This window comes from Candidatus Binataceae bacterium (genome assembly GCA_035308025.1).
Taxonomy (GTDB): domain Bacteria; phylum Desulfobacterota; class Binatia; order Binatales; family Binataceae; genus JAJPHI01.
The window spans coordinates 39,307-65,113 of sequence record DATGHL010000026.1 but is presented as its reverse complement, the minus strand read 5'-3'; the positions used below and the strand labels follow the sequence as shown (position 1 = coordinate 65,113).

Here is a 25,807-nt window from a genome sequence, read left to right as displayed (position 1 = left end):
ATCGCTCGAACCGCGATGGAGCTACGACGGCCCGGCATTGGAGGAAATCAACGTGAGTTGGGATTTTGAGACCGAACCGGAATTTCAACAGCAGCTCGACTGGATGGAAAGGTTTGTCCGTGAAGAGGTCGAACCGCTCGACTATGTTCTGGAATCGCCCTACGACGTGCGGGATCCCAAACGCAACCGCTTGGTCCGTCCGCTGCAGGAGACCGTGCGCAAGCAAAAGCTCTGGGCCTGCCATCTCGAGTCCGAACTCGGCGGCCGGGGTTACGGACAGGTCAAGCTTGCCCTGATGAACGAGATTCTCGGGCGCTCGCGTTTCGCCCCGACGGTCTTCGGCTGCCAGGCCCCGGACACCGGCAACGCCGAGATTCTCGCCAAATACGGCACGCCCGAGCAGAAGAAACGCTACCTCGAACCACTGCTCGCCAATGAGATCGTTTCATGCTTCTCGATGACCGAACCGCAGGGCGGCGCCGATCCCAAGGTCTTCACCACCCGGGCCGAGCTCAAGGGCGACAACTGGGTGCTCAACGGCGAGAAGTGGTTTTCCTCCAACGCGCGCTGGGCGTCGTTTCTGATCGTGATGGCAGTATCGGAGCCCGACGCCGCCCCCTATCTGCGCCAATCGTCATTCATCGTCCCGATGGAAACTCCGGGCGTCACGATCAAGCGCAATGTCGGAGTAGGCCAGGAGCCCGAGGGCGCCGGCGCCCACGCCTACGTCAGCTACAAGGATGTGCAGATCCCGAAAGATCATCTGCTCGGGCCGCGCGGCAGCGGCTTTGCGGTGGCGCAGACCCGCCTGGGCGGCGGCCGCATCCATCATGCGATGCGCACCATCGGGCAGGTGCGCAAAGCCTTCGATCTGATGTGCGAACGGGCGCTCTCGCGCACCACGCAAGGCTCGGCGCTCGCCGACAAGCAGATGGTGCAGGAAAAGATCGCGGATTCCTGGATCGACATCGAGCAGTTCCGGTTGCTGGTGCTGCGCACCGCGTGGCGGATCGACAAGTTCAAGGATTACTTGAAAGTTCGCAAGGATATCGCCGCGGTCAAGGCGCAGATGCCGAAGGTCTTTCACGATGTCGCGGTGCGCGCGTTGCAGCTCCACGGCTCGCTCGGCGTCACGCCCGAGATGCCCTTTGTCGATCAGGTGATGGAAAGTTTCGTGATGGGTCTGGCTGACGGTCCGACCGAGGTCCATAAGATCACGCTGGCGCGGCAAATCCTGCGCGAATACAAGGGCACCAAGGGACTCTTCCCGAGCGGTCACATTCCGGCGTTGCGCGAGGCCGCCATCAAGAAATATGGCGAGCTCATCGAGCGCGAGGTCGCGGCCAATTGAACCCGGCCACACAGCATTACGATTTCACCGGCAAGGTCGTCGTTATTACGGGCGGCAGCCGCGGCATCGGCCACGCGATGTCCCTGGCGTTTGCGGCGGCCGGCGCCAAGGTCGCAGTGGCGAGTCGCAAGCTCGAAACCTGCGAGGCCACGGTCAAGGAACTGCGCGCGCTCGGCGGCGACGGCTCGGCCCACGCGATCCATGTCGGCAAGTGGGAAGATTGCAATCGCCTCGCCGACGAGGTCTATGCGAAGTGGGGCCGCGCTGACGTTCTGATCAATAACGCCGGCATCTCGCCGCTGGCGCCCTCGGCGCTCGAGACCAGCGAGGAGCTGTTCGACAAGATCCTCGCCGTGAACCTCAAAGGACCCTACCGGCTGTCGGCGGTGTTCGGCGCGCGGATGGCCGCAGGGCCGGGCGGGGCGATCGTCAACATCACGTCGACGGCGGCGGCGCGGCCCAGCGCCGAGATGGCGATCTATGGCGCCGCCAAGGCCGGCCTCAATGTCCTGACCGTCACCTTCGCCAAGGAGTATGGGCCGAAGGTGCGCGTCAATTGCATCATGTGCGGCCCGTTCCATACCGATATCAGCAAAGGCTGGTCGCGCACCGACGATTTTACCCGGCGCGCGCGCGAGACCTTTCCGCTCCAGCGCGCGGGCGATCCCGAAGAGGTCGCCGGGGCCGCGATGTACTTCGCGAGCCCGGCCTCGAGCTTCACCACCGGCGCGATTCTCACCATCGACGGCGGCTCGTCGAATCCGATCGTGCGAACGCTCTATGAATGAGGAGATGAGTATGGAATGCGAATTTGATCGAACCGCCGGAGACCTGGGCAATATCGTCGCCCTCGAACACGCTAATGTGACAGTGCCGGACCAACCGCTCGCGATACGCTCTTTTAGCTCGTTGCACTCGGCCTGACGCGCGATCCGTTTCTCATGACCGCCGTCACTAATACGTTCTTGTTGTAGGTCTTGAGAATCTCCTGGCGCCGCGCCTAGGCTGAATGAATCCTGGGCGTTACCCGCTCAAGCAGGCGCAACGGCAATCACGGAATCGTCTGGGCGACTCATCCTGACGGCGGGAGCGTCTACCAGTTCGCGGATCGCAGCGATCAGAATTTCGCGCCGGACCGGCTTGCTGACATGGCTATCGCAGCCCACTTCGAGCGTCTTGCCCACCGCCCCGTCGAGCACCGAGGCCGTCAGGGCGATTATCGGAGTGCGCCTGAGGCCGTGGAGCTTCTCCCATTCGCGAATCCGCCTGACTGCCATGTAGCCGTCCATCACCGGCATATGCATGTCCATCAGGACGATGTCGTAGCGGTGCTCCATGAATTTCCCGAGCGCGGCCGCTCCATCAGCGGCCTGATCGAGACTACACCCGGTCTTCCTCGTAAACGCTTCGATCAGGAGACGATTATCCGGGGAATCGTCAGCCACCAGGATGCGGAGCGAGCCCACGAAGTCAGATAAGACCGCCGGCCGGGAGAGCAAACGCGGTGCAGTTTCGCGATCCGGCGCCGCGCCGAGCGCCAGGGCCGCGCCGCTCGCAGCAAACGCGGCGGGCTTTTCCAACCGGGCGACGGTGCGTTCCTCGGCGACGGCTTGGAGGGCGCCAGCTAGCTCCGCGCGCCGGATCGGCTTGACCAGATGCGTGATCAGGCCGAGACCACGGAATATCGGCAGCTTCACGCTGAGGTCGTTCGCAGTTAACATCGGGATGATCGTAATTTGGCCGCAGCCCGCCGCGATGATTCGGCGGGCGGCTTCAACACCCCCAAGCCCCATCGCCTGATTGTCGAGCAGGAGAGCGTCGTAGCCGTGGCGATCGTCGCGCAGGCGCGCGAGCGCCTCATCGCCGTCCGCGGCGACGGTGCATTGCGCGCCCAGATGGGCGAGCATCGCGGCTAACGTTCGCCGACTGGTGGCGTTCGGGTCGACGACGAGAAGCTTGAGATTCCCCGGGGGTCGAGTGACCACGGTTGCAGCCGTGGCCGACCCGTCCGGCAATCTGAAGCGCGCGCTCAAGTGAAAGGTGCTGCCGCAATCGACGGTGCTTTCCACCGCGACCCGCCCACCCATCAGCTCGGCGAGCTGTTTGACAATCGCGAGGCCGAGGCCACTGCCACCGTACTTGCGCGCGGTCGAGGATTCCGCCTGAGCATAGCTGCTAAAGATGCTTTCGATTTGCTCAGCGGGAATACCGATTCCAGTATCGTGGACCGCAAAGCGGATCATCCCATGATCGTCTTCGGGTCTGATTTCGAGCGCGATTTCCCCTTGCGCCGTGAACTTGATCGCGTTGCCGAGCAGGTTGGTCAGTACCTGGCGCACCCGCAGAGGGTCGCCGATCACGGTCTGCGGAGTGGCCGGCGAAATATCGACGATCAACTCGAGGCCCTTCTGATGGGCCCGCAGCGCGAGAGTTTCGGCAACGCGTTCGGTCAGCTCGTAGAGATCGAAACTGGTCTCTTCGAGCTTGAGGCGGCCGCTTTCGACCCGCGCCAGATCGAGGATCGCGTTGATCAGGTCGAGCAGCGCGCCGCCGTTGTTCATCATGATCGACAGGTATTTGCGCTGATCGGGGCTGAGTTCACTATCAGCCAGGACCTCGGCCATTCCCAGGATCGCATTCATGGGCGTGCGAATCTCATGCGACATACTCGAAAGAAAATCACTCTTGGCGCGTGAACTCGCCTCAGCGGCCTCTCGTGCCGCGGCGACCGCCCGCTCGGCCGCGCGTAGCTGCTCGACATTCTGCACCAGTGCTTGGAGCCGCAACTTGATGCTGTTGCGATAACGCTCGGTCAAGGTCGCGAGGAACAGTGAGATAAATGCGGCGGTCGATAATTCGAGCAAGCGAAACAGTTGAAAGCCGTCAGCAGCCTGCGGCGCAATCTCCGTCGCCGCAACCGCCGCGCCTAGACAGACCAGCACGAAGAATGACTGCCACAGCATCCCCCATGGTGCGAAGGCAGCCGTCCCAAACAGCATCAGCACCAACGCGAGGAAGAAGGCGGTCATCTGATGGGTGATCGTCCCGACAATCGCGGCGCTCACGACCAGCGTCGAGCTCCAGGCGAAGACCCCCTCGCGCCAGCGGTCGTGGAACGATCGCGTCCAGGTCCAGCCGAGAAAAAAGCCGGTAAAGGCGAGATCGCAGAAAAGGATCGGCCCGACCGATCGTGCGAACCACGGAAAGCGGACCATGACTATCACGAGATGGCCGAGCTGCAGCGGCAGCGTGCAGCCGATTCCGATACGCACGGTGCGCGTCAGCCAGAGCTCGGCCTCATCAAGCTCGCGCGCCGGGTCGACATCTGCAACAGCATCGATCCAGGACGCGCAGCAGGCCTCAGCCTTTTTCATGCTTCTCCACTTTGACGCGGGTCTGACGCGGATTCACGCGCGCGTCAGAGTGGATGTGAGCAAACCTGATGCCCGCTAGGTATCCATCAGCGAAATCGCCCCCAATCCGATAGCTTCGCTTTTATTTTGCCACGAGCGAGAGCGAAGAAGGTGGTCCACCCCTGATCAATACACAATTAGACATATCAATGCATAACAGACGTATGTTAAGGCAGTGAATGCGCGGTCTCAGTCATCGCGATTAAGCGCACTCCGTTCTGCGCGCGAAGCTCATTCGCCGCGAGTATTATCGACGATATTGCAACATGATTTGCGATTTCGCTACGGCAATCGTTTCGCATCCGTTGCAGCCGACTATTGCCCGTAGAAACTGGTCCTAGTCGAAAGGCAGCAGGACGTGGAAAGTCATGCCGACCGGTTGCACCGGATCCGCAGGTTGCGCGGGGTCTCTCACGGAGTCGCTGCGGAGCAGATTCTCAGGGCCGCGACTCTCGGCCCACAGCTTGCCGCCATGAAGCTCGATCGTATGTTGGCTCAACATCAGGCCGAGCCCTGTGCCCTTTGCCTTGGTGGTGAAGAAAGGTGTGAAAAGCTGTTCTATTTCTTCGCCGGTTATCCCTTTGCCGGTGTCGCTAATCTCGACCCGCAGAAACTGACGCCGCCGCCCTTTGGACGAGATCCTGAATTGGCTCTCCATCGCGGTCCTAATCCTGATCAGATGTCGAGTGCCCGTGGGACTCTCGTCGATCGCCTCGCGTGCGTTGCGCAACAGGTTCAAGAAGACGCGCTCGAGGGCCGCGGCGTCGCCGTTAACCTCGGGCAGGCTTGGGTCGAACAACTGTTCAACCACGACACCCTGCTGCACCGGCTCGAACAGACCCGCCATCCGCAGCGCCTGATGCAGCACCTGATGGATGTTGAAGCGCCCGCGATTGAGCCGGGCCGGCCCCGATACCGCCAGTACCTGCTCGACCAGCGAAGCGATTCGATCAACCCCCTGCAGAATCAATCCACAGTACTGACGGGCGCGCTCGTCGGCTGGAAAGAGCGCCGCCAACAGCTCGGCGGCCCCTTTAATCCCGGTTAACGGGTTCTTGACCTCGTGGGCGAGCCCGGCGGGCGATAGCCGCAGCGCGTGACGATTGCGCTCGCCGCCGAGTTCGAGTCCTCTTTGATGGGAAAGATCGTGAAGCAGGACAACCACGCTCTGGGCTTCACCAACCGGTCCGAGTAAGGGGAAAACGCCCGCGTGAACGGAGACCCGGCGCTTCTCCAGGGCGAGCTCGATCGCCGGATTTTCGAGGCTCTGCGCGGTCTCGAAGCAAGTCTTGACCATATCAGCGAGCCACTGATTGAGCTCGAACAGGCGTTCGACGCGGAAGCGCACGATGGGCGAAACTCCCAGCAAAGTCTCGGCGGCCGGATTGACCGTGATCGGATCGCCCGTCTGCGACAGCACGAGCACGGCCTGCGGTAGGCTTTCGACTATGTCGCGCCACAGATCCATCGCCGTCAGAAATTAGCATAGCGTGGTTCGTCCGCCGAGAGTTGTCGTCGGCGGACGGGACGGTTTTCGCCTCAAGTTACGTTCAACGAGCGGTGCGGCATAATAGAAATAGCTGTTTATAATATTAGATTTTTTGATGTCAGATGGGTTGATTGCGGTTGCCCAGGACAATAAGGTGAGCCTCGTCAACGGGAACTTGATGCCGGGGAACCTCCTAAAGATTTCTGTACTTGCCTGTCTAGCGGCACCGCTGTTCGGCTGCTCGCCGGCGCTGAATTCCTCCTCCGAGCAGGCAGGATTGTCGGTCACCGGCGTGGCGACCGACCATGCGAGCCCGGCTCAGAATGCCCCGGCGCAGAATGACGACGCCGCTGCCGCCACGAAGCCGGGGTCGGACAGTGGGCCCTTTGTACGCAGCCAACCGCAAAGTGTCGCGCCCTTTCCGATCGTGTTGAATCGCACCGTCCAGGCCTATGTGGACGGTTACGTTAACCAGCCCGCGACGCTTAACCGGTCGTTTCGGCGGATCAGCCCATACATGGCCGAGATGGGATCGTTGCTGCGGGACCGCGGGCTGCCGCCTGACCTGGTCTATCTAACCGTTGCCGAGAGCGGCTTTGCGGCAAATGGGGCTGGCCCTTGGCAACTCAGCCGCGGTACTGCCCGCCGCTTCGGTCTAACGATCAACCGCTGGGTGGACGAGCGGCGCGACCCGATCAAGTCAACGCGCGCGGCGGCGGATTACCTGACGACGCTCCACGAGCAGACCGGCTCGGATTGGCGGATGACATTGGTAGCGTGGAACAACGGCGAAACCGGTTGTGACCGCTATCTCCGTCTGGCCGACGCTCCGTACGAGCGCCTGATCGAGCGCATACCCCGCCGTACCCGCACCCTGCTTAATCGCTTTATGGCCGTAGCGTTGATTGCGCGTCATCGCGAAGCCTACGGGATCGAACCGATGCGCTATGCAGCAACTCCTTCCTATCAGACGGTCACTGTGAAGGGTGGTACGCCGCTCAAGGCGGTGGCCGCGCGTCAGCACACCGCGGTCAGTGTCCTGCGCGCATTGAATCCTGCGCTGGTTGGCGATTGCGCCCCACCGAGCGCGAGAGTCTATCAGGTTCGCGTACCCGCGAACGGAGCGACTAGCGCCCAGGTCTCCCCCGAACTTTAGCTCTCCCCCAAGCCCCGGCCCGAGCTTACAGCCTGACTGGCTAGACTGAGCGGATAGTCCCGCCCTCGACGCGAATCGTCGATCCCGTGATATAGCCGGCGTGCCGACTGGCGAGAAAGGCCGCGATCGCGCCGAACTCGGCGGCGTCACCGATCCGTCCGACCGGCACCTGATTGGCGAGGCGTTTTTGGACCTCCTCAACCGTGATGTTCTGCCGACTCGCCATCATCTTCGAGACCTGCGCTACACGGTCCGTGGCAAAGGGGCCCGGCAACATCGTGTTGACCGTAACGCCGTCGCGGGCGACCTCGCCGGAGAGGGTTTTGGCCCAGCCGACGACCGAGGCGCGCAGCGTGTTCGAAATACCGATGGCGGCAATCGGCTGGATCACGGACTCGGAGGCGACGTTGATGATGCGGCCCCATTTGCGCGTCCGCATCTCGGGCAGCACCAGATCGGTCAGGCGAAACAGCACCAACACCATCTGGCGAAATTGTGCTTCCCAGACTTCGGGCGCGACGCCGATTACCGGCGACGGCGGTGGGCCACCCGAGTTATTGAGGAGAATATCGATCGGCCCGAGCTGCTGACGCGCGGTGTTGAAGGCGCGCTCGACCGTCGGCCAATCGGCTAGATCCGCAGCGACGCCGATGGCGCGTCCCCCGCGGCCGTTGATTTCGGCGACCGTCTTGTCGATCGCCTCCTGACCGCGCGCCAATACAGCGACGGCGACGCCCTCGGCCGCCAAGGCATGGGCGACGCCGCGTCCGAGACCCTTGCTGCCGCCCAACACCAAGGCTGTTTTTCCCGCGATTCCCAGGTCCATCGATTTCCTCAAGCGCAATCTAGCCGGATTTCGCGAGCGGCGGCGCAAAAGGCTACTCCCAACGCTGCCGCTTGCCTCATAGGGCCTACGTGGTTTTGTCGATAAATTCAAGAAAAGCGGGAGAGGGGACAACCCTATGCACGGGGGGGCGACATCGGGTCCCTGCCCCTCTCCCAATCGGTCGGGAGCGACGCGCCAATCTCGGGGGGAGTGGGATAAGCGCGTGTCGTTATAGGATACGTTCGACCGTTGCTGGGCGTTACGGATTTTTATTAGCGCCCGAGCAGCGTATGCTGGGGATGCAATGATTACCACCGAGGCCGCCTTGCATCTCGTTATCGAAAACGTGAAGCGCCTGGCCGTCGAGCGGGTTTCGCTCCGCGAGGCGTTGGCGCGAGTCCTCGCCGAGGAGATTCGCTCGCCGCGCGATATTCCGGGCTTTGCCAATTCCGCGATGGACGGCTACGCGGTGCGCGCCGCAGACGTTGCCGCCGCCCGCGAGGATCGTCCGGTGCGGCTCAAGGTGGTCGAAACGGTCGGCGCGGGCCTGATGCCGATCCACCGCGTCGGCGCGGGTGAGACGGTCCGCACGATGACTGGAGCGCCGGTTGCGGATGGCGCCGACGCAATCGTCCCGGTCGAGCGAACTCGCAGTCTTGGCGAAGCGGTCGAAATCCTCGCCGCGGCAACAGTCGGCGCCTTCGTCCGTCCGCGCGGTGAGGACTTGCGGCGGGACGAGTTGGTGATCGCGGCGGGCAAGACGCTGTCGGCCGCAGATGTCGGGATGCTGGCGTCGCTCAATCGCGCGATGGTCGACGTCTATCGCCGTCCGCGAGTCGCGATCGTCGCGACTGGCGACGAACTAGTGGATGTCGATCAGGCGCCGACGGGTGCGCAGGTGGTCAACTCAAGCGCTTACGCGCTGGCCGCGGCGATCGGCGAGGCCGGCGCGGAAGCAACGATCCTCAAGGTCGCGCGCGATCGCCCCGAGGAGATCCGCGAGCGCCTAGGAGAAGCGCTCGCTTTCGACGCGGTGCTCTCGACCGGCGGCGTCTCGGTTGGCCAGTTCGACCATGTAAAGCAGGAGCTCGACGGCCTGGGACTCAATCAGATGTTCCACGGGGTCGCGCAAAAGCCCGGTCGCCCGCTCAAGTTCGGCACGATCGCCGGCAAACCGGTTTTCGGCCTGCCCGGAAATCCGGTTTCGACGATGGTCTGCTTCTATCTCTATGTGCGGCCGGCGCTGCGCAAGATGGGGGGACGGAGCGACCTCGGACTGCCGCGCCTGGCGGTCAGATGCGCCGTCGAGATACGTCTCGCAGACGGCCTCACCGAATTCGTCCGCGTCACGCTCGAGCGGCGTGACGGCGAGCTTTACGCCACTCCGACCGGAAATCAAAGCTCCGGCGTGCTGAGTTCGCTCGCGCGCGCCGATGCGCTCCTAATCGGACCGGCGGAGCTGACCGTGCTGAAGCCGGGCGATCAGGCGACGGTTTTGCTGCTCGACGCAGCGGCGGCGCTCGCTTGTAGTCCGGCCTTCGAGGAGGCGCGCCTGCGCCAGAAGAATTGAACACCGAGCGTCGCCGCGCAGCCGACGACGGCGGAACCGATGATAATCGCCGAAATCTTCAACTGCAGCGTCGCGAAAAATGGGATCAGGCGAATCTCGACCGGCGACAGTTGAAAGTTCGCGTACACGATGTACGCGACCCAGAGGATAATGATCAATCCGATCCAGAATTTGGGACGTTTCCAGAACTCGCGCATACCCGATGAGCTTGGAGTGACGCAGATGCCTTGTCAACGGCGCTGAACGTTCACAATTGACGATGCGTACTAGGGTAGGGCAGGGCTTCGACTTCCATCCGCTCGAGGCCGGGCGGCGGCTGGTGCTGGGCGGCGTGACGATCGCGCACTCGCATGGGCTGCGCGGCCACTCCGACGCCGACGTTGCCGCCCACGCGCTGGCCAACGCGATCCTCGGCGCGCTCGGCCGCGGCGACCTCGGCCGCCATTTTCCCGACGACGATCCGCGCTACAAGGATGCCGACAGTATCGAATTGCTCAAGCTGGTATGGATAGATGCCGCCGCCGACGGCTGGCGGCTGGGTAACGCCGACGTCACGATCTTCGCGCAGCGGCCCAAGCTGGCGCCGCACCTTGCGGAGATGCGCACGCGACTCGCTGGCGCGCTTGGCGCCCCGGAAGCGGCGATGAACGTCAAGGCGTCGAATCCGGAAGGGCTCGGCGCACTCGGCCGCGGCGACGGCATGGCCGCCGCCGCAGTCGTGATGCTCGAGAAGTAAGGAACCACTGCACAAGCCCAATTTGTCCTCTGAGCCGGCGAGTAGCGCGAGCCGTGTCGAAGGACCAGCGCGAAGCGATTCTAAAAAATGCGCTTGTGCAGAGCTTCCCTAGCGCGCGACCCAGCCGCCGTCGATCACCAGTGAATGCCCGGTGACGAATGACGCAGCGTCCGAGAGCAGCCAAACCACGCCCGCGCCGATCTCCTCGGGCTTGCCGAAACGGCCCACCGGCTCGCCCGCCGTCATGTCCGACTCGTTCATACCGCCGCTATCGAGCAGACGCGCGACCATCGGGGTGTTGATCACGCCCGGACAGACGCAATTGACGCGGATATTTTTCTGCGCGTATTCGAGCGCGGCGGTCTTGGTCAGACCGATTACGCCGTGCTTGGAGGCCACGTAGGCGGACATGCCCTCGAACCCGACCAAACCGGCGATCGACGCGGTATTGACAATCACGCCGCCGCCCTGCTTGAGCATCTGCGGAATTTCGTACTTCATGCAGAGCCATACGGCCTTGAGGTTGATCGCGATGATGCGGTCAAAATTCTCTTCGGTGTTGGCGCTGGTCTCGATCATCTTGCCTTCGATGCCGGCGTTGTTGTGCGCGCCATCGATCCGGCCGTAGGTCTCGACGGTCTTAGCGATCATCGCTTCGACCTGCTTGGGCACCGAGACGTCGGCGGCCATGCAACTCGCGGTCCCGCCCGCATCCTTGATCATCTTGACGGTCTCTTCCGCGCCCTTGGGCACGTAGTCCGCGATCATGATCTTCGCGCCCTCTTTGGCGAGCAGGAGCGAAGTCGCCCGCCCGATGCCCGAGCCGCCGCCGGTTACCAGAATCGCCTTGGCTTGAAGTGTTCCTGCCATAATTCCTGTTCTCCCCGTTGTTGACTGATTGTGATTTAGCGTGCGGTCCAACCGCCGTCGATCGCCATCGCATGCCCGGTGACGAAAGACGCGGCGTCGGAGAGCAGCCAGAGTACGCCGGCGCCGATCTCTTCGGGCTTGCCCATGCGGCCGACCGGTTCGCCGGCGACAAAATCCTGCTCGTTCATGCCGCCGCTATCGATCATCCGCGCCACCATAGGCGTGTTGATCAAGCCCGGGCAGACGCAATTCACCCGGATGTTTTTCTGTGCGTATTCGAGCGCCGCGGTTTTGGTCAGGCCGACCACGCCGTGCTTCGACGCGTTATAGGCGCACAGCCCTTCGACCCCGACCAATCCCGCGGCTGACGCCGTGTTGACGATCGCGCCGCCGCCCTGCTTGAGCATCTGCGCCAGCTCGTATTTCATGCACATCCAGACGCCCTTCAAGTTGGTCGCGATGATGCGATCGAAGATCTCTTCCGTGGTATCGGCGGTGTGGGCGATCTTGCCCTCGATGCCGGCGTTGTTGAAGGCGCCATCGAGTCGTCCATAGGTCTCGACGGCCTTGCTGACCATCATCTCGACTTGTTTCGGGTTCGAGATGTCGGCGGCGATACAGCTCGCCGCGCCGCCGGCGTCCTTGATCGCCTTGACGGTTTTTTCGGCGCTCTCGGGCACGTAGTCCGCGATCATGACTTTGGCGCCTTCCTGGGCGAGCAGGAGCGCGGTCGCGCGGCCGATCCCCGAGCCGCCACCCGTCACGAGAATTGCTTTGTCCTGAAGTTTTCCAGCCATGATTTCTGTTCTCCCCGTGAGTGTTTTGCGGTTAGCTTTGAGATTTTTGACGCAGCTCCAGGGGGCGGCCGAGTCTCGCCTTGGGCTGAGCCTCGCAGACTCGGCCACCCACCGGAGGCGCGGCCAAAGACCAGACTCGCCTGCTCCTTCCGCTTCGCTCCACTAGTGTTAACGCGCGATCCAGGCGCCATCGATTACCAGCGGATGCCCGGTGACGAAGGAGGCGGCGTCGGAGAGCAGCCACAGGACGCCCGCGGCGATCTCTTCCGGCTTGCCGAGGCGCCCGATCGGTTCGCTCATGATGACGTCGGCTTCGGTGAAACCGCCGCCGTCGATCGCGCGCTCGACCATCGGGGTGCGGATCACGCCCGGGCAGACGCAATTCACCCGGATATTTTTCTGCGCATACTCGAGCGCGGCGGTTTTGGTCAGGCCGACGACGCCGTGCTTGGCCGCGACGTAGGCCGGGATTCCGTTAAAGCCGACCAGCCCCGCGATCGACGCCGTGTTGACGATCGTGCCACCGCCCTGCTTGAGCATCTGCGGAATCTCGTACTTCATGCAGAGCCAGACAGCCTTGAGATCGATCGCGACCACGCGGTCCCAGTTGTCCTCGGTGCATTGGACGGTGTCGGAGAATTTGCCCTCGATGCCGGCGTTGTTGAAGGCGCAATCGATGCGGCCGTAGGTCTCGATGGTTTTGTTGACCATCATCTCGACCTGCGTGGTGACCGAGACGTCGGCGGCCACGCAGCTCGCGACGCCGCCCGCATCTTTGATCATCTTGACGGTCTCTTCCGCGCCCTTCGGCACGTAGTCCGCGATCATGATCTTCGCGCCTTCCTTCGCGAGTAGGAGCGAAGTCGCACGCCCGATTCCCGAGCCGCCGCCGGTCACGAGCGCGGCCTTATTTTGTAGAAGTCCTGCCATCGTCTGCTCTCCTTGGGGTTGAGTTAGGTTAGCGCGCGGTCCAGCCGCCATCGCAGGGGGCGGCCGAGTCTGCGAGGCGCGGCCAAAGACCAGACTCGCCCGCTCGTTGCACTTCGCTCCACCGGGTGTTAACGCGCGGTCCAGCCGCCATCGATCGTTAACGTATGTCCGGTGACGAACGAGGCCGCATCCGAGCATAGCCACAGCACACCCTCGGCGATCTCTTCGGGCTTGCCGAGACGCCCAACGGGCTCGATCGCGACCATTGAAGCTTCGTCCACCATGTTCTTGTCGAGAGCTCGCTCGATCATCGGTGTGCGGATGAAGCCCGGGCAGACGCAATTGACCCGGATATTCCTTTGCGCGAACTCGAGTGCCGCCGTCCGCGTCAGACCCACGACGCCATGTTTGGAGGCGACATAAGCGCCCGCCGTCTCCATCGCGACCAGACCCAGCGTGGAGGCGGTGTTGACGATCGTGCCGCTGCCCTGCTTCAGCATCTGCGGAAGCTCGTATTTCATGCAAAGCCAGACGCCTTTGAGATTGATCGCGATGGTGCGGTCGAAGCTCTCTTCGGGATAGGCGGTGGTCTCGGCGATCGTGCCCTCGATGCCAGCGTTGTTGAAGGCGCAATCGAGCCGCCCGTAGGTCTCGACGGTTTTGTCGACCGCGGCCTCGACCTGCTGTGCGATCGCGACGTCGGCCGCGACGCAGCTTGCGTTCCCACCCGCATCCTTGATCAGCTTGACCGTCTTCTCCGCGCTCTCGGGCACGTAGTCAGCGATCATGATCTTTGCGCCCTCGCGCGCGAGCCTGAGCGCAGTCGCCCGGCCAATTCCCGAGCCGCCGCCGGTAACGAACGCCACCTTATCGTCAAGTAACCCTGCCATGCTGTTGTCCTTTCGGTTGGAGCTTGGTTATCGACCAAAGCGGGCGCGAATTGCAAATCGCGCGCGAGCGTCAGAGATCGTCATCGTCGCCGCCACCCGCGTCGTCGTCGCTGCCGAGGTCGCCGCCGCTTTCCAGTTCGTTGACCGCGTCATCGAATTCCGGGCCGCCGAATTCGTCGCCCATCTCGCGCCCCATCTTGCGCATCGCCCGCGCGAGGCTCTTCGGATCCTTCTCGTCGAGGTCGCCGAAGTTCGAGGGGTCGGCCAGCGCGTCCATCCGCGATTCCTCGCTGCGCGGCATCGCAAAGCGCGACATCAGGCGATGCAGCTTCTTGCTGCCGCACTTCCCGCACTGCGGCTTGGCCTTTTCGCTGACCCGCAGGGTCAGAACGCTGGTGCGGCGATGGCATGCGTCACATTCGTACTCGTAGATCGGCATGATGGTCGGCCTCAAGGGAGAACGTCGGAGGATTTTCGCCGATGCCAGCGGGTCTGCGCAACTCGCTTGGTAACTCAGGCCAGCCGCTTGATTGGCGTGCGCGCAGCGTAATACTGGTCTGCGTCGATGAGCGCGCATCCCGCAGAACCCGCCGTGAGCCCCGCGACTGCCGTTATCGGCGCGACCGCACTAGCGCCCACGCCATCCGAGGCGAGTGGCCACGAGTTGCGCCTGATGTGGCGCAACACCCGGATGGTCGTGCTGTGCGTGCTCTCAGCGGCGCTCTACGCCGCGATCCTCGTGCCCTTCAAGGTCGTGCCGCTGATCCCGGGAGTTACTGAGCTGCGGCCCGGCAACGCGATCCCGGTCGTCTGCTCGATGCTCTTTGGTCCTGCCGCCGCATGGGGTTCGGCGATCGGCAATATGATCGGCGACTTCTTCTACGGTGTCGGTCCGGGCGACATCTTCGGATTTTTCGGTAACCTCGCCTTCGGTTACATCCCCTACAAAGTCTGGAGCCTGCTCGCGGCGCCGGGCGAAAGCGCGATGCATCTGATGGCGCCGCGCACCTTCGCGAAATACTTCGCTGCCTGTTTGAGTGCGAGTGTACTCTGCGCCGTCACCGTCGGATGGGGCGATAACCTGCTCGCGCTGCGCCCGTTCTGGCTCCTCGGCAACGTCATCATCTTCAACAACATGCTGGCCGCGATGGTGCTCTCGCCCCTGCTGCTCGCGGCGGTCTATCCGCGCGTGCGCGCCGCGCATCTGCTCTATTCCGACGTGATGCCGGAGCTGAGGCCCCGTCGCAAATCGATCCGTCTGGCCGGCTTCGCGATGCTGCTCGGCGGCGAAGTGAGCGCCTGGCTCGCCGGCAATCTGATCGCGACCGGCCGCTGGGTGCCGCGCTTTCTCCCCGCCGCCTATGCGCTGGCGCCCTACAACAAAGCGATCGCGGTGGTGGTCAGTCCGCTGGTGCTGATCGCGTTCGCCGGCATGATGCTTTTGTGAAGCCGCCCGCCGCGACGCTCGAGCAGGTCAGCTTCGCTTACCGGGGATCCGATCGTCCCGCGCTTCGCGACATCGATCTGGTGCTCAAGCCCGGTGAGATGGTCGGGATCATGGGCGCGTCCGGTGCAGGCAAATCCACGCTGGTCAAATGCCTGAATCGCCTCGTCCCCAGCTTTGAGGATGGTGACTTTCACGGCGTCCTCAAGCTCGCCGGGCGCGAAGTCGGCGACGCCCGGGTTTGCGAACTTGCGCCGATGGTCGGGATGGTCTTTCAGGATTTCGAGGCGCAACTCTTCTCGACGAACGCCGGGTTCGAGGTCGCCTTCGCGATGCAGCAGATCGGGATGGCGCGCGACGAGATTCTCGCCCGCATCGCGCCCGCGCTCGCCGCGGTCGGCTTGGCCGGCTTCGACGCGCGCGATCCGACCTCGCTCTCGGGCGGCGAAAAGCAGCGGCTCGCGATCGCCGCCGTGCTCGCGCTGCGCCCGCAGGTGATCATCTTTGATGAACCGACCAGCGATCTCGATCCCGAAGGGCGCGCCGAAGTGCTCGCCCTGATCCATCGCCTGCGCAGCGACGGTCTGAGCCTGATCGTGATCGAGCACGAAGCCGAGGAGCTGCGCGCCTGCGATCGCATCATTATGATGCGCGATGGTGCGATTATTGTGCAGGATTCGCCCGCCGCGGTTCTGACGCGGCTCGATCTGCTCGAAGCCTGCGGCGTCCATCCGCCGGATCTGAATCGCGCGCTGGCGCTGCTGGGAATTGCCGAACACGCCGACAGCGTCGAGGCGGCCGAGCGTCTCGTTCGACAGCGTCTCAGCATGAAAGACGGTCTCGCCCCAGCGCCTGACCGCGACTCGCCTGTGGCGCCGACGCCCGCGCAGTCAGCCGTGACGACGCCACTCGCTGAGGTCCGCGCCTTGAGCTTCGCCTACGCGAACAAGCGGCCGGTAATCGACTCGATCAACCTCAAGATCGCGCCCGGCGAGTTTATCGCGATCGTCGGACAGAACGGCTCGGGCAAAACTACGCTCGCCAAGCATCTGGTCGGGTTGCTCAAGCCCGCCAGCGGGGTCGTCCTGCTCGCGGGCCGCGACCGCGCCGCGATGCGTCCCGTCGAAAGCGCTCCGCTCGCCGGTTATGTCTTTCAGAATCCCGACCATCAACTCTTCGCCGCGACCGTCGAAGACGAGGTCGCCTTCGGCCCGCGCAACTTCGGCCTTGACGCCGCCGAGGTCGAACAGCGCGTCACCGAGGTGCTGCGCGCCGTCAACCTCGAAGATGCGCGCGCGCGCGACCCGTTCCTGCTCGGCAAGGGTGAGCGGCAGCGGCTCGCGGTGGCCAGCGTGCTCGCATTGCGCCCGCGCATTCTGATTCTCGACGAGCCGACGACCGGACTCGATTATCGCGAGCAGCGTCGCATGATGGGTCTGATCGCAGATCTGAATCGCGCCGGGATCGCGATCGTAATTATCACGCACACCCCTTGGCTGGTCGCCGAGTATGCCCACCGCGTCGTCCTGCTGCGTCAGGGCCGGATGCTGTTCGACGGTCCGGTGCGTGAGTTTTTTGCGCAGGATGCGCTGCTGCGCGAATCCTCGTTTCGCCCGCCCGAAATCACCAGCCTCGCCCGCCGCTTCGGTTTCACCGCTCTCAGCGTCGAGGAATTCGTCGCCATTGTCCGCGCTCGTAGTGCGGCAGAGTAGGGCGACTGTCGTGCAGACCTCGCTCTACATCGAGCAGAAAAGCCTCATCCATCGCCTCCATCCGGTGGTCAAGCTCTTCGCGCTCTTTATCATTTTCTGGTCAGCCTTCTGGGTCGATCAGCCGCTGGTGCTGGCCCCGCTCGCGATCGCGATGGTCGTGCTCGCGCGCGTCAGCGGCGCGTGGCAGAACTTCTACGCCTTTCGCTGGTTCATGTTGCTGATGATTCCGCCGACCATGATCCAATGGATGGTGGTCTATCGTCAGGGCCCGGCACTCGTCCATCTGGGCTTCATCCATCTAAGCCTCCCGTCGCTTCTGTTCGGTTTCGGCAAAGGGCTGAAGCTCGCCGAGCTGCTCGCCGGCTCGATCCTGTTTCTTTCGACCACAACCATCGAGGAGTTCAGCACGAGCCTCGTGAGCCTGCGCGTACCCTACCGCGTCGCCTTCGCGATGAGCCTCGCCTTCAGGCTGGTCCCGCTCTTCATGGATTCGGCGCTTACGGTTGTACAGGCCCAGGGGCTGCGCGGCTACGACTTCAATCGCGGCAACCTCTTCGAGCGGATGCGCCGCTATGTGCCGACGCTCATCCCGGTCTTCATGGGTGCACTGCGACGGGTTAACAACATGGCGATGGCGCTCGAGGCGCGCGGCTTCGGGATGGGCGCGCAACCGACCAGCCTCGGACAGTATGAAGTGCGCGCGCTCGACTGCACCGCCTTCGCAATTCTACTCGCCGTCGGCGTCCTCTACTTTTTGTTCTATCTGGGTGGTTACGGCACGATCGCGACAAAATGAAGACCGGGAACCATCGCGTTTGGGCGATGGCAACCGCCGCCCGCACAGCGGCACCCGCACGCCGGTGGTAGAGGCCGCCACTTGCATCGATTCCGGGGGAAATCGCCGTTAGCGAGCGGGCGCGAGATTTGACGGAATCCGGCCGATTCGGCGTTCGCGGTCGTACACCGTCCGCCAGCCGAATGGTGATTGATCGCTGCACTCGGCGCATAATCCCACCGCCGAAACCATCACATTTTTTACCGGGAAAACCGCGCTGCATCCGATGCAGCGCCGCTGCGATCGACCCTTTGCGCCTTGCTCCTGCCGGCTTCGTCGCTCAGCTTCATTGCACACCGACGCTATTGACCTTTTATTACGATCTTCTTAGGCCTGTATGAAGTCGCGATGAAGCCGTCGGTGCGCGGGCGCCGTCATGCGACTGGAGTATCCGCGCCAGCCCATGCTAGGTTCGCGAATCGTCGGATTGTCGCGAATTCGGGATAGGAGCAGGGCGCGGATGCTTTTTGTCATAATCGGTTACGACGGACCCGAAGGGGCTCGGCTGCGACCTTCAGTGCGGCCGGCCCATCTCGAAAATCTCAAGCCGCTAATCGACCAGAAACGCCTGATTATCGGCGGCCCCTTTACTGACGGCGCGGGCAGCCTGATGATCGTCGAAATGGAGACTCAGGCGGAGGCCGAGGAATTCATCCGCAATGATCCGTATGTGAAGCAAGGGGTTTTCGCCCGCGTCGAGGTGCGACCCTTTCGCCAGGTTGCTCCTTAACCCAAAGGCGGTCGAGGAGTCGGACGAATCATGCCCGCAGCATTATCCAGTCTCAAAATAGTCGAAGTCGGCGAGATGGTGTCGGCGCCCTACGCCGCCAAGCTGATGGCGGACCTCGGCGCCGAGGTGATCAAGATCGAACGTCCAGGTATCGGTGACGGCGCCCGTCGCCGCGGACCCTTCCCCGGCGGCACGTCGCATCAGGAGAAGAGCGGGCTCTTCCTCTATCTTAACGCCAACAAGTATGGCGTAACTCTCGATCTGGCGCGGGCCGAGGGGATGGAGTTGCTCGATCGGCTGTGCGCCGACGCCGACATTCTGATCCACAATGTTGCTCCGCCGGACATGGCGCGTATCGGGCTTGATTTCGCGCGGATGCGCCGGGTTAATCCGCGCCTCGTCATGACCTCGATCACCCCCTATGGACTGACCGGTCCCTGGCGCGATTGGCGCGCCGAGGACCTTACGCTCTGGAGCGCCGGCGGTATCTGCGTAATCAATGGCGGCGGGATGGATCATCCGGAGATGCCGCCGCTGCGCGCCTTCGGCAGCCAATCGGGCTTTCAGGGCGGGGTGCACGGCGCCGTCGCGACGTTGGGGGCCGTGATGGCGGCGCTGCGCGACGGCGAAGGCCAGCACGTTGACGTCTCGATTCAGGAATCCCTAGCCGCGCAGCTCGAACTGTTCTTCGAGTACTGGCCGTACATGGGGGTAATCGCTAATCGGCTCGGCCGCAAACCGATCCAGCCGCTGGAGGCGATGCAGTGCAAGGACGGCTGGATTTACCTCTGTTGCGTGGAAGAGCATCAGTGGCGCGCTTTCGTCGAGGTGATGGGTAATCCCGAATGGGCGAATGAGGAGATCTTTGCCGATCGCCTTAAGCGCGCGGATAACTGGGAGGCCTTGCGGATTTTTCTCGAGGAATACGTCTCGCATCAAACTGTACTTGATCTCTACAAAAAGGTGCAGGCGAAGCGGGTGCCGTTCGCCCCGGTGTCGACCATGGGCGACCTGCTGAACTCCGAGCATCTCAAGGCGCGCGGCTTCTTCGTCGAAATCCCGCATCCCGAGGCGGGCACGCACAAATATCCGGGCGCGCCACTCAAATACAGTGCGACGCCGTGGGAAATTCGGCTGCCCGCGCCGGTCCTCGGCCAGCATAATGCTGAAATTTTCGGCGCTCGCCTCGGTCTGAGCGCGGCGCGCCTCGCTGAACTGCAACGCGCGGGAGTCATCTGATGGCGGCAAAACTTCCCCTCGACGGCATCCGTATCGCGGATTTCACCTGGGTCTGGGCCGGGCCTTACTGCACCCTGCAACTTGCCCATCTCGGCGCCGAGGTCGTGCGCATCGAAACCCGCACCCGCCCCTGCATTACGCGCCTGATCCCCCCATGGCCCGAGGGCAAGCCGGGCCTCAATCGCTCCGGTTATTTCAACCAGTACAATCAGGGCAAACGTTCACTCTCGCTCAATTTCAAACAGCCCGAGGCCCATGAGATCGCGCGCAAGCTAATCGCGCGCAGCGATGTCGTCGTCAATAACTTCGCGCACGGCGTGATGGACAAAATGGGCTTTGGCTACGACGTGCTGAAGAAAATCAAGCCGGACATCATCATGATCTCGCTCTCCGGCTATGGCGATACGGGACCCTATCGCGACTATATCGCCTACGGCCCGGCACAGGTTCCCCTCTCGGGCCTATCCGCGCTGACCGGCTACAAGGGCTGGCCCCCGATGCATTCCGGCTTCAGCTATGCCGATCCCAATGCGGGCGTGCACGGCGCGTTCGCGATTCTCGCAGCGCTCGTCCATCGCCGCAAAACCGGCGAGGGTCAGTATATCGATATGAGTCAGTGGGAATGCGCGATGGCGCTGCTGCCCGAGGGCATCCTCGACTATACGTTCAACGGCCGCGAGCCCGAACGGATCGGCAACGCCGATCCGCTAATGGCGCCGCACGGCATCTTCAAGTGCCTCGATCGGCCCGAACAGATTCTCGGCATCACGATTGATCAATTCGTCGCGATAGCCTGCGTGAACGACGAAGACTGGGGTCGCCTCGCAACCGTGATGGGACAGCCGATGCTCGCCGGCGACGCAAAATTCGCCACGCTCGTAGCGCGCAAGACCAATGAGGACGAACTCGAAGCGCTGATAACGGCTTGGACGTCAACTCGTCGTGCCGCCGACGTTGCCGAGAGCTTGCAGCAGGCCGGCATCGCGGCTGCCGTGGTCGCCGACAACAAATATCTGGCCGAAGAGGATCCGCATCTGCGCGCGCGCGATTACTGGGTCGCGCTCGAGCATCCGGAAGTCGGCGTAAGGCAGCACGCCGGCGTTCCCTGGAAGCTCAGCCGCACGCCGACGGTTGTCCGCGCGCCCGCCCCGCAGATTGGGCAGCATACCGATCAGATATTAAGTGAATTGCTTGGTTACAGCGCAGAGGAGATTGAGCGGCTGCGCAGCCGGGGCGCACTCGAATAGCGCATCCCGGCCCGCGCGGCAGACTTGCGCCGACTCAAACTTGCGCGACGTCCGGGGGATAGACTTCGACGAAAGCCGCGCCGGCCGCCTTTGCGGCGTTGAGCGCCTCGTGAAGATGGTCGCCGAGGGGGCTTCTGGTCTGGAACGCGATCGCGCACTTACCCGCCAGTCCTGCAATTTCCGGCCAGACCCAATTGGCGCTGAGGCCGTTGTTCATCGCGATGAACTGGCTCGGGTATGCCGCCGCCGCATCGGCAATCAGCGATAGACTGAGGTCCGGCGGGTTCAGCGGAAAACCCCAGCGCACGAACATCCCGGCAAAGTTGGTTTTCGGAAATGCTCCGGCCCACGTCGCCAGCACGGTCTTGTACGTTGCTTCCATTAAGCTTGGCGTATAGCCGGCCGCGAGCCAATTGGCCTTGTCGTTATAGCTATAAGCCTGACCGCCATTAATCGGATGCGGTTGCGGATTGCTGGGCAGAAAAGTCTCCTGAGTCTTCGAGTTGATCCCAGTCGCAACCACGTGATCGATTAACGGATCGTCGGCGTATTTTGCCCCCAGCGCACCGATGAAGGCCTGCCACTTTGCCAGATAAGTGGTGTCCCACGGAAGCGGCATCTGCTCGACGGAACCCGCCGGAGGTCCGTAAGGCTGATCCCAGACAAAGCTGAAGGCAACCGCACCGGCCCCGTAAACCCACGAGGGCGTATGGATTCCCGGGGTCACCGAAAGCGAAAGCTTGCCGCCCGCCTGCGCCGCGGCCGCGCGCGCCGAATCGATCAGCGCCCAGTGGTAATCGCCCTCGCTCTGCTCAAGCGCATCCCAGCTCGCGCGATAGGCAATGTTCGGTATTTTCGGCGCCGTCACAAACGCGCTCCGCTGATTCAATCCGGTGAGTGAGTATAGCTCCATATTCGTTCTCCATTCCCAATCAAATTTGCGTCTGAGACTCAGCCTTCAGCGGCTCAATCTGATTTAAGTAGCAACCACGCCGCTCGTTTCTATGGTCCCACTGAAAACGCGGAGGCCTTCGGCGTCGGCGTTGCGGTTGGCGTCGGCGCAGCGCCGTTTGTCCACCAATAAGATCCACCCGGCGCCAGCCCCGACCCGCTCGGATTCGCGTTGTTCACGAGCCAGTCAAACATTGACCATGCCTGCTTCGATGCCCCATTTGGCAGACTGGTTTTCGTCCCGCCCGTGCCATTGCCGAAAAGGCTGGGATGCACGCATCTGTCGCTGGACGTATTGAAATCGTCGCCCGTCCCTTGCGCCATACAGCCGCCGGACCCCGCGCCGAGCGTCCATTTCACGTTTTCGCTATTGACCGTAGTGGAACCGTTGGTCCAGAGCGGGGGTCCTTCAAGGACGATTCCGGTAATCGGCGTCTCGTTGCCCGGACATGGAGACTTGTGACAGAGGTCGCCGACGATCGTATCCTGGACGGTCCCGGAATTGTTGTAGACCTGATTGAGTTGCGCCCACATCACCTTCTTCACGCCGAACCCCTCTTCGTGATCGCATGGCGGCGGCTGCGTCGTGTAGGCGGTGTAGCCTTCATACTTGACGTTGGAGACGATCACTTCCTGCAGATTCGTAAAGCCTCCGCTCGCCATCAAATTGCGAATCACGATCCCGGTGTCGTGGGCGATGTCGCACATCAGAACATCAGTCCCGCCTCCGCCAGTGAGGTTCGACGCGCGGCAATCCGCGCCGCCGAGGTCAGACATCGGATGCATAGTGTTTTGTTGGTAAGCGATGGTCATCGAAAGGATCACGACTTGAACCTGCGCCATCGTCAGCGCCTGCGCCGCAGTGCCGGCCACGACGAAGTTGGGTACGCGGACGTTCTTGCAAATTCCCCAGCTCGTCGTTGGTGAGCCCCAGCTACCGCCGCCCTGCGACGCCGATTCGCTCGCCCAGAGGTCAAGGTTGTGATTCTCGATCGCACAGTTCGCGAGTGTCACGGCGGGATTTACTGTGAGGTTCGTATATACCGCGTCGCCGTTTTGATCCGTCCGGCTTGACGGATTCGCCCAGCTATACAGCATCGATCCTTTCAGGCCCGCCGCTTGAAACGTCCCGAGGGCCGCGGCAGATGTCTTGGCCGCTGGGTCGCTGACAATTCGATCCAGCAATGACTGGCCTATAAAGACCACGCCTATCGTCGGCGTCGAGCCGTCGCCACACACGCTCGCAGCCGGCAGTGCGCCATTCGAGCATCGTGGCTTGACCCCGCTCGGACCGCCGCTCACGCCCGCGCCGTTCGCTATATTCTTGAGGTCGGCCAGGTAACTCGAACCGCCGGTGAGACCGGTAAGCCTGTTCGACCCCGTCGCCTGGTCCGGTCCGTAGTAGTTATTGATGAACCCGGTGCCGTTGTAGTTTGAGCCGTCGCCGACATCAAGCGGAATGAAATTGTCGTTGTCGCCGTCCGCGCATTGACTCAGTCCATACGCCGCTATTGGCGCAGTGCTCACCCCAAGCGATAGTAAGAGTGCAAACAGAGGCTTAATCATATCGTCTGGAAAATCTTGACCAGGTCGATTGCGATGGAGTCGTTTGCGCTTGCGGCGCTCCATTGCACGTCAAGCTCCAGATTCTCACTCGTCGTCATGTCGACAGCAGAGGTGCCGCCGTTTACTCCGATTGAACTATTTCCTTGCTCCTTGCCGGTCATCCACTCGATCTGTCCCTTGTTGTTGCTATTCGCGTTGCAAATCCAGACTTCGGGGAGCCATACGCGTCCAGTCGCTGAGATAGTGCCCGGATTCGGCGTGTTGCCACTCACGATCGTCGTACCGCCGAGCTTTACCAAAAGCGCGAGCGTATCCGAGGTGCTGTTGTCATAAGTTTCGATCCCGGCAATCTGGATCACGAAGCAGCCGCCTGCGGTGAGCGTGTTCGCCGGGATCGCAGTCGGCCCGTAGATCGCCGTCGCCGTCGCGCTATTCGTAATGGTCTGGGCCGGGGCACCGTTAATCGTGGCGTACGGGATCATCGCACCCTGCCCAACGGCGATTGAGCCCGCGAGGTTCGCGAACGGCAACGCGCCCCAAGTTGGTTGCGCGCCGCTATGCGCAAGGAACACCTGCCCGTTCGTCCCGTTAGTGACGGAGGTGAGACACCCGCTCGCCTGATCGACCAGCACCGCGCCAACGCCGCCCTGTGGGTCAGGGCAGTAACTCGTGAACACCCACGCGGTGCCGCCCGAGTTGAGCGCGAGGACCTTCGTGCCGGCGGGTGACCCGGTGATCGGTATCCCGTCGATCCCGACGATCGTCGAACAAGCGCCATTGACGTCGCCGGCGCACTGAAAAGGCAGCGAGCCCGACCACACCCAATGCCCGTTGCCGTCCGGCCGCAGCATCGCGAGGCTGAAGGCCGTCGACAGCGTGACCGAGGCGCCGCCACTGATCGTGTCGGATCCCGCCGCAACGATCGTCAGCGTGTTGGTGCTCGAGATGCCGCCGGCCGCGTCAGCGATGATCAGCTCCTGCGCCGGGTTTATGGCGCTCACGGCCGGCAGAGTGAACGTTCGCGGCGCGGTAAATGCCGCGTTGGTCGTGATCATCCGATCGGTCGCGAGGATTGTGTAGTTGGCGTCACCGCGAATCGTCGCGCTCTCGAGGTTAAGTCCGCTCCCAGCGCGTCCGATAGGCGCCGCGAGCGTACCACCCGATGGAACCGCGATCGAACCTACGGTTATACCGGCGCCGCCCCCGCCACCGCTTCCCGAGCCGCCGCCGCTCGTAGGCGCGGCCATTGCGCCCGTTGCCGCGAGGAGAAGCAACCCAATCGCGGTTCCGATCCTTGCGCCGCTCCCGGCCGAGATACGCGGATGCCGGACTTGCCGCTCACGCGCCGCTCGCCCCGTCGACATCACTGTTCCTCCCAAGTGTAACAATTGACCGGGCTGCTGCCCTGCGCCTCCGCGTCGATCCGCTGATGCATCGCGTCGGCCGAGACCAGAAAGTCCTGATCATTGACCAGCGTGTTGGCCGGGAGCGGGAATCCCACTGTCTGCGAAGGTGCCGGCGCAGCCGCCGCGCCCGCCGACGTTCCAGGCATCATCAGCGCCGCGATCGTGCCGGCAGTCCCCGCGCAATACACCGTCCAGCCGAACCGTGCGCCATTCGCCTGCAGCAACTGCGTCGGCGCAACGTTCGAAACCACAATCGGCGCGCCGCCGCCGCTCGCCTGGTTGATTACGTTGCCGGCGTACGTCGGCGCGAGTTCGCCCGCTGCCACCAGCGCCACGCCGCAAACGGCGAGCGACTTTATCCAGTGTTCAGGCTTCATAGAGATTTCGTCCGTCGCTCGCGCAGCCCACTGCGCGGGAAGTCGCTAAGCTTGTAGATGGTCGCGCGTGGGACCTGCGGCACTAGCCAGTTCTTCAGCCATTTCACGAGATTACGCATGTGCGCGATTCTGCCGTATCTGCGCGCCACGATAAGGGTGAAATGTTTCACATCACTCGCGTCCAGATTCTTTAGTGGGGTGCGATCGCGCTTGAAGCGCCGCTGCCCCTCATGCGATGCTCTGGCACCGAAATCTATCGCGCCGTCTTAACG

Annotated in this window: 23 protein-coding genes; 11 read left to right on the top strand and 12 right to left on the bottom strand. The window is 62.9% G+C overall.

What is annotated here, in order from left to right:
• The first annotated feature begins 52 nt into the window (after positions 1 to 52).
• Positions 53 to 1,351, top strand: coding sequence for an acyl-CoA dehydrogenase family protein (locus VKS22_07280; GenBank protein ID HLW70408.1), 1,299 nt, complete (start codon positions 53 to 55; stop codon positions 1,349 to 1,351).
• The gene (locus VKS22_07275; GenBank protein HLW70407.1) at positions 1,348 to 2,139 is read left to right on the top strand and encodes an SDR family oxidoreductase; all 792 of its coding nucleotides are present in this window, start codon (positions 1,348 to 1,350) and stop codon (positions 2,137 to 2,139) included. The genes VKS22_07280 and VKS22_07275 overlap by 4 nt, the downstream gene beginning before the upstream one ends.
• A 243-nt stretch (positions 2,140 to 2,382) precedes the next feature.
• On the opposite strand, the gene VKS22_07270 is transcribed toward VKS22_07275, so the two are convergent.
• Together VKS22_07270 and VKS22_07265 are read right to left on the bottom strand one after the other, a co-directional pair.
• Positions 2,383 to 4,725: a response regulator gene (locus VKS22_07270; protein HLW70406.1), complete on the bottom strand. Its 2,343-nt coding sequence runs from the start codon at positions 4,723 to 4,725 to the stop codon at positions 2,383 to 2,385.
• Positions 4,726 to 5,101: 376 nt separating this feature from the next.
• Positions 5,102 to 6,232 (bottom strand): ATP-binding protein, encoded by a 1,131-nt coding sequence (locus tag VKS22_07265; protein ID HLW70405.1) that lies wholly within the window; start codon positions 6,230 to 6,232, stop codon positions 5,102 to 5,104.
• Positions 6,233 to 6,368: 136 nt separating this feature from the next.
• Between VKS22_07265 and VKS22_07260 the strand changes: the two genes are divergently transcribed.
• Positions 6,369 to 7,409 (top strand): lytic transglycosylase domain-containing protein, encoded by a 1,041-nt coding sequence (locus tag VKS22_07260; GenBank protein HLW70404.1) that lies wholly within the window; start codon positions 6,369 to 6,371, stop codon positions 7,407 to 7,409.
• A gap of 40 nt (positions 7,410 to 7,449) precedes the next feature.
• Here VKS22_07260 and VKS22_07255 read toward each other — a convergent pair whose 3' ends face one another.
• A complete protein-coding gene (locus VKS22_07255) occupies positions 7,450 to 8,235 on the bottom strand; it encodes an SDR family oxidoreductase (protein ID HLW70403.1) in 786 nt (261 codons plus the stop codon).
• Positions 8,236 to 8,539: 304 nt separating this feature from the next.
• Between VKS22_07255 and glp the strand changes: the two genes are divergently transcribed.
• Complete coding sequence (gene glp / locus VKS22_07250) at positions 8,540 to 9,805, top strand: gephyrin-like molybdotransferase Glp (protein ID HLW70402.1); 1,266 nt, start codon at positions 8,540 to 8,542, stop codon at positions 9,803 to 9,805.
• 259 nt (positions 9,806 to 10,064) lie between these two features.
• Complete coding sequence (gene ispF, locus VKS22_07245; GenBank protein HLW70401.1) at positions 10,065 to 10,541, top strand: 2-C-methyl-D-erythritol 2,4-cyclodiphosphate synthase; 477 nt, start codon at positions 10,065 to 10,067, stop codon at positions 10,539 to 10,541.
• A gap of 108 nt (positions 10,542 to 10,649) precedes the next feature.
• Here the strand turns inward: ispF and VKS22_07240 are convergent, their stop codons facing one another.
• The 5 genes from VKS22_07240 to VKS22_07220 all read right to left on the bottom strand — a co-directional run bounded on the left by VKS22_07240 (position 10,650) and on the right by VKS22_07220 (position 14,467).
• Positions 10,650 to 11,411, bottom strand: coding sequence for an SDR family oxidoreductase (locus VKS22_07240; protein HLW70400.1), 762 nt, complete (start codon positions 11,409 to 11,411; stop codon positions 10,650 to 10,652).
• 35 nt (positions 11,412 to 11,446) lie between these two features.
• Entirely contained in the window at positions 11,447 to 12,208 is a 762-nt protein-coding gene (locus tag VKS22_07235; GenBank protein ID HLW70399.1) for a glucose 1-dehydrogenase, read from the bottom strand.
• Between the two features lie 168 nt (positions 12,209 to 12,376).
• Entirely contained in the window at positions 12,377 to 13,138 is a 762-nt protein-coding gene (locus VKS22_07230) for an SDR family oxidoreductase (protein HLW70398.1), read from the bottom strand.
• Between the two features lie 128 nt (positions 13,139 to 13,266).
• Positions 13,267 to 14,028, bottom strand: coding sequence for an SDR family oxidoreductase (locus VKS22_07225; GenBank protein HLW70397.1), 762 nt, complete (start codon positions 14,026 to 14,028; stop codon positions 13,267 to 13,269).
• Between the two features lie 70 nt (positions 14,029 to 14,098).
• Positions 14,099 to 14,467 carry a zinc ribbon domain-containing protein gene (locus VKS22_07220; protein HLW70396.1) on the bottom strand — a complete coding sequence of 123 codons (369 nt, stop codon included), beginning with the start codon at positions 14,465 to 14,467 and terminating at the stop codon, positions 14,099 to 14,101.
• 153 nt (positions 14,468 to 14,620) lie between these two features.
• On the opposite strand from VKS22_07220, the gene VKS22_07215 reads away from it, so the two are divergent.
• The 6 genes from VKS22_07215 to VKS22_07190 all read left to right on the top strand — a co-directional run bounded on the left by VKS22_07215 (position 14,621) and on the right by VKS22_07190 (position 21,235).
• On the top strand, positions 14,621 to 15,475 hold the full coding sequence (locus VKS22_07215; protein ID HLW70395.1) for a QueT transporter family protein: 855 nt from the start codon (positions 14,621 to 14,623) through the stop codon (positions 15,473 to 15,475).
• Positions 15,472 to 17,184: an energy-coupling factor transporter ATPase gene (locus tag VKS22_07210; protein ID HLW70394.1), complete on the top strand. Its 1,713-nt coding sequence runs from the start codon at positions 15,472 to 15,474 to the stop codon at positions 17,182 to 17,184. Before VKS22_07215 ends, VKS22_07210 begins: the two co-directional genes overlap by 4 nt.
• A 10-nt stretch (positions 17,185 to 17,194) precedes the next feature.
• Positions 17,195 to 17,980: an energy-coupling factor transporter transmembrane component T gene (locus tag VKS22_07205; protein HLW70393.1), complete on the top strand. Its 786-nt coding sequence runs from the start codon at positions 17,195 to 17,197 to the stop codon at positions 17,978 to 17,980.
• Positions 17,981 to 18,479: 499 nt separating this feature from the next.
• Entirely contained in the window at positions 18,480 to 18,749 is a 270-nt protein-coding gene (locus VKS22_07200) for a YciI family protein (GenBank protein HLW70392.1), read from the top strand.
• Positions 18,750 to 18,779: 30 nt separating this feature from the next.
• Positions 18,780 to 19,988, top strand: a complete 1,209-nt coding sequence (locus VKS22_07195) for a CoA transferase (GenBank protein ID HLW70391.1) — start codon at positions 18,780 to 18,782, stop codon at positions 19,986 to 19,988.
• Entirely contained in the window at positions 19,988 to 21,235 is a 1,248-nt protein-coding gene (locus VKS22_07190; protein ID HLW70390.1) for a CoA transferase, read from the top strand. The genes VKS22_07195 and VKS22_07190 overlap by 1 nt, the downstream gene beginning before the upstream one ends.
• 34 nt (positions 21,236 to 21,269) lie before the next feature.
• Here the strand turns inward: VKS22_07190 and VKS22_07185 are convergent, their stop codons facing one another.
• The 4 genes from VKS22_07185 to VKS22_07170 all read right to left on the bottom strand — a co-directional run bounded on the left by VKS22_07185 (position 21,270) and on the right by VKS22_07170 (position 25,535).
• Positions 21,270 to 22,148: a hypothetical protein gene (locus VKS22_07185; GenBank protein ID HLW70389.1), complete on the bottom strand. Its 879-nt coding sequence runs from the start codon at positions 22,146 to 22,148 to the stop codon at positions 21,270 to 21,272.
• Positions 22,149 to 22,237: 89 nt separating this feature from the next.
• Positions 22,238 to 23,713: a hypothetical protein gene (locus VKS22_07180; protein ID HLW70388.1), complete on the bottom strand. Its 1,476-nt coding sequence runs from the start codon at positions 23,711 to 23,713 to the stop codon at positions 22,238 to 22,240.
• Between the two features lie 35 nt (positions 23,714 to 23,748).
• Complete coding sequence (locus tag VKS22_07175; GenBank protein HLW70387.1) at positions 23,749 to 25,116, bottom strand: hypothetical protein; 1,368 nt, start codon at positions 25,114 to 25,116, stop codon at positions 23,749 to 23,751.
• Entirely contained in the window at positions 25,116 to 25,535 is a 420-nt protein-coding gene (locus VKS22_07170; protein HLW70386.1) for a hypothetical protein, read from the bottom strand. Before VKS22_07170 ends, VKS22_07175 begins: the two co-directional genes overlap by 1 nt.
• Between the last annotated feature and the right edge of the window lie 272 nt (positions 25,536 to 25,807).

Bases quoted from the DNA above. Each gene is read 5' to 3' on its own strand.
- VKS22_07270 (HLW70406.1), bottom strand. From the start codon at position 4,725: ATGAAAAAGGCTGAGGCCTGCTGCGCGTCCTGGATCGATGCTGTTGCA.
- VKS22_07265 (HLW70405.1), bottom strand. From the start codon at position 6,232: ATGGATCTGTGGCGCGACATAGTCGAAAGCCTACCGCAGGCCGTGCTC.
- VKS22_07260 (HLW70404.1), top strand. From the start codon at position 6,369: ATGTCAGATGGGTTGATTGCGGTTGCCCAGGACAATAAGGTGAGCCTC.
- VKS22_07255 (HLW70403.1), bottom strand. From the start codon at position 8,235: ATGGACCTGGGAATCGCGGGAAAAACAGCCTTGGTGTTGGGCGGCAGC.
- glp (HLW70402.1), top strand. From the start codon at position 8,540: ATGATTACCACCGAGGCCGCCTTGCATCTCGTTATCGAAAACGTGAAG.
- ispF (HLW70401.1), top strand. From the start codon at position 10,065: ATGCGTACTAGGGTAGGGCAGGGCTTCGACTTCCATCCGCTCGAGGCC.
- VKS22_07240 (HLW70400.1), bottom strand. From the start codon at position 11,411: ATGGCAGGAACACTTCAAGCCAAGGCGATTCTGGTAACCGGCGGCGGC.
- VKS22_07235 (HLW70399.1), bottom strand. From the start codon at position 12,208: ATGGCTGGAAAACTTCAGGACAAAGCAATTCTCGTGACGGGTGGCGGC.
- VKS22_07230 (HLW70398.1), bottom strand. From the start codon at position 13,138: ATGGCAGGACTTCTACAAAATAAGGCCGCGCTCGTGACCGGCGGCGGC.
- VKS22_07225 (HLW70397.1), bottom strand. From the start codon at position 14,028: ATGGCAGGGTTACTTGACGATAAGGTGGCGTTCGTTACCGGCGGCGGC.
- VKS22_07220 (HLW70396.1), bottom strand. From the start codon at position 14,467: ATGCCGATCTACGAGTACGAATGTGACGCATGCCATCGCCGCACCAGC.
- VKS22_07200 (HLW70392.1), top strand. From the start codon at position 18,480: ATGCTTTTTGTCATAATCGGTTACGACGGACCCGAAGGGGCTCGGCTG.
- VKS22_07195 (HLW70391.1), top strand. From the start codon at position 18,780: ATGCCCGCAGCATTATCCAGTCTCAAAATAGTCGAAGTCGGCGAGATG.
- VKS22_07190 (HLW70390.1), top strand. From the start codon at position 19,988: ATGGCGGCAAAACTTCCCCTCGACGGCATCCGTATCGCGGATTTCACC.
- VKS22_07185 (HLW70389.1), bottom strand. From the start codon at position 22,148: ATGGAGCTATACTCACTCACCGGATTGAATCAGCGGAGCGCGTTTGTG.
- VKS22_07175 (HLW70387.1), bottom strand. From the start codon at position 25,116: ATGTCGACGGGGCGAGCGGCGCGTGAGCGGCAAGTCCGGCATCCGCGT.
- VKS22_07170 (HLW70386.1), bottom strand. From the start codon at position 25,535: ATGAAGCCTGAACACTGGATAAAGTCGCTCGCCGTTTGCGGCGTGGCG.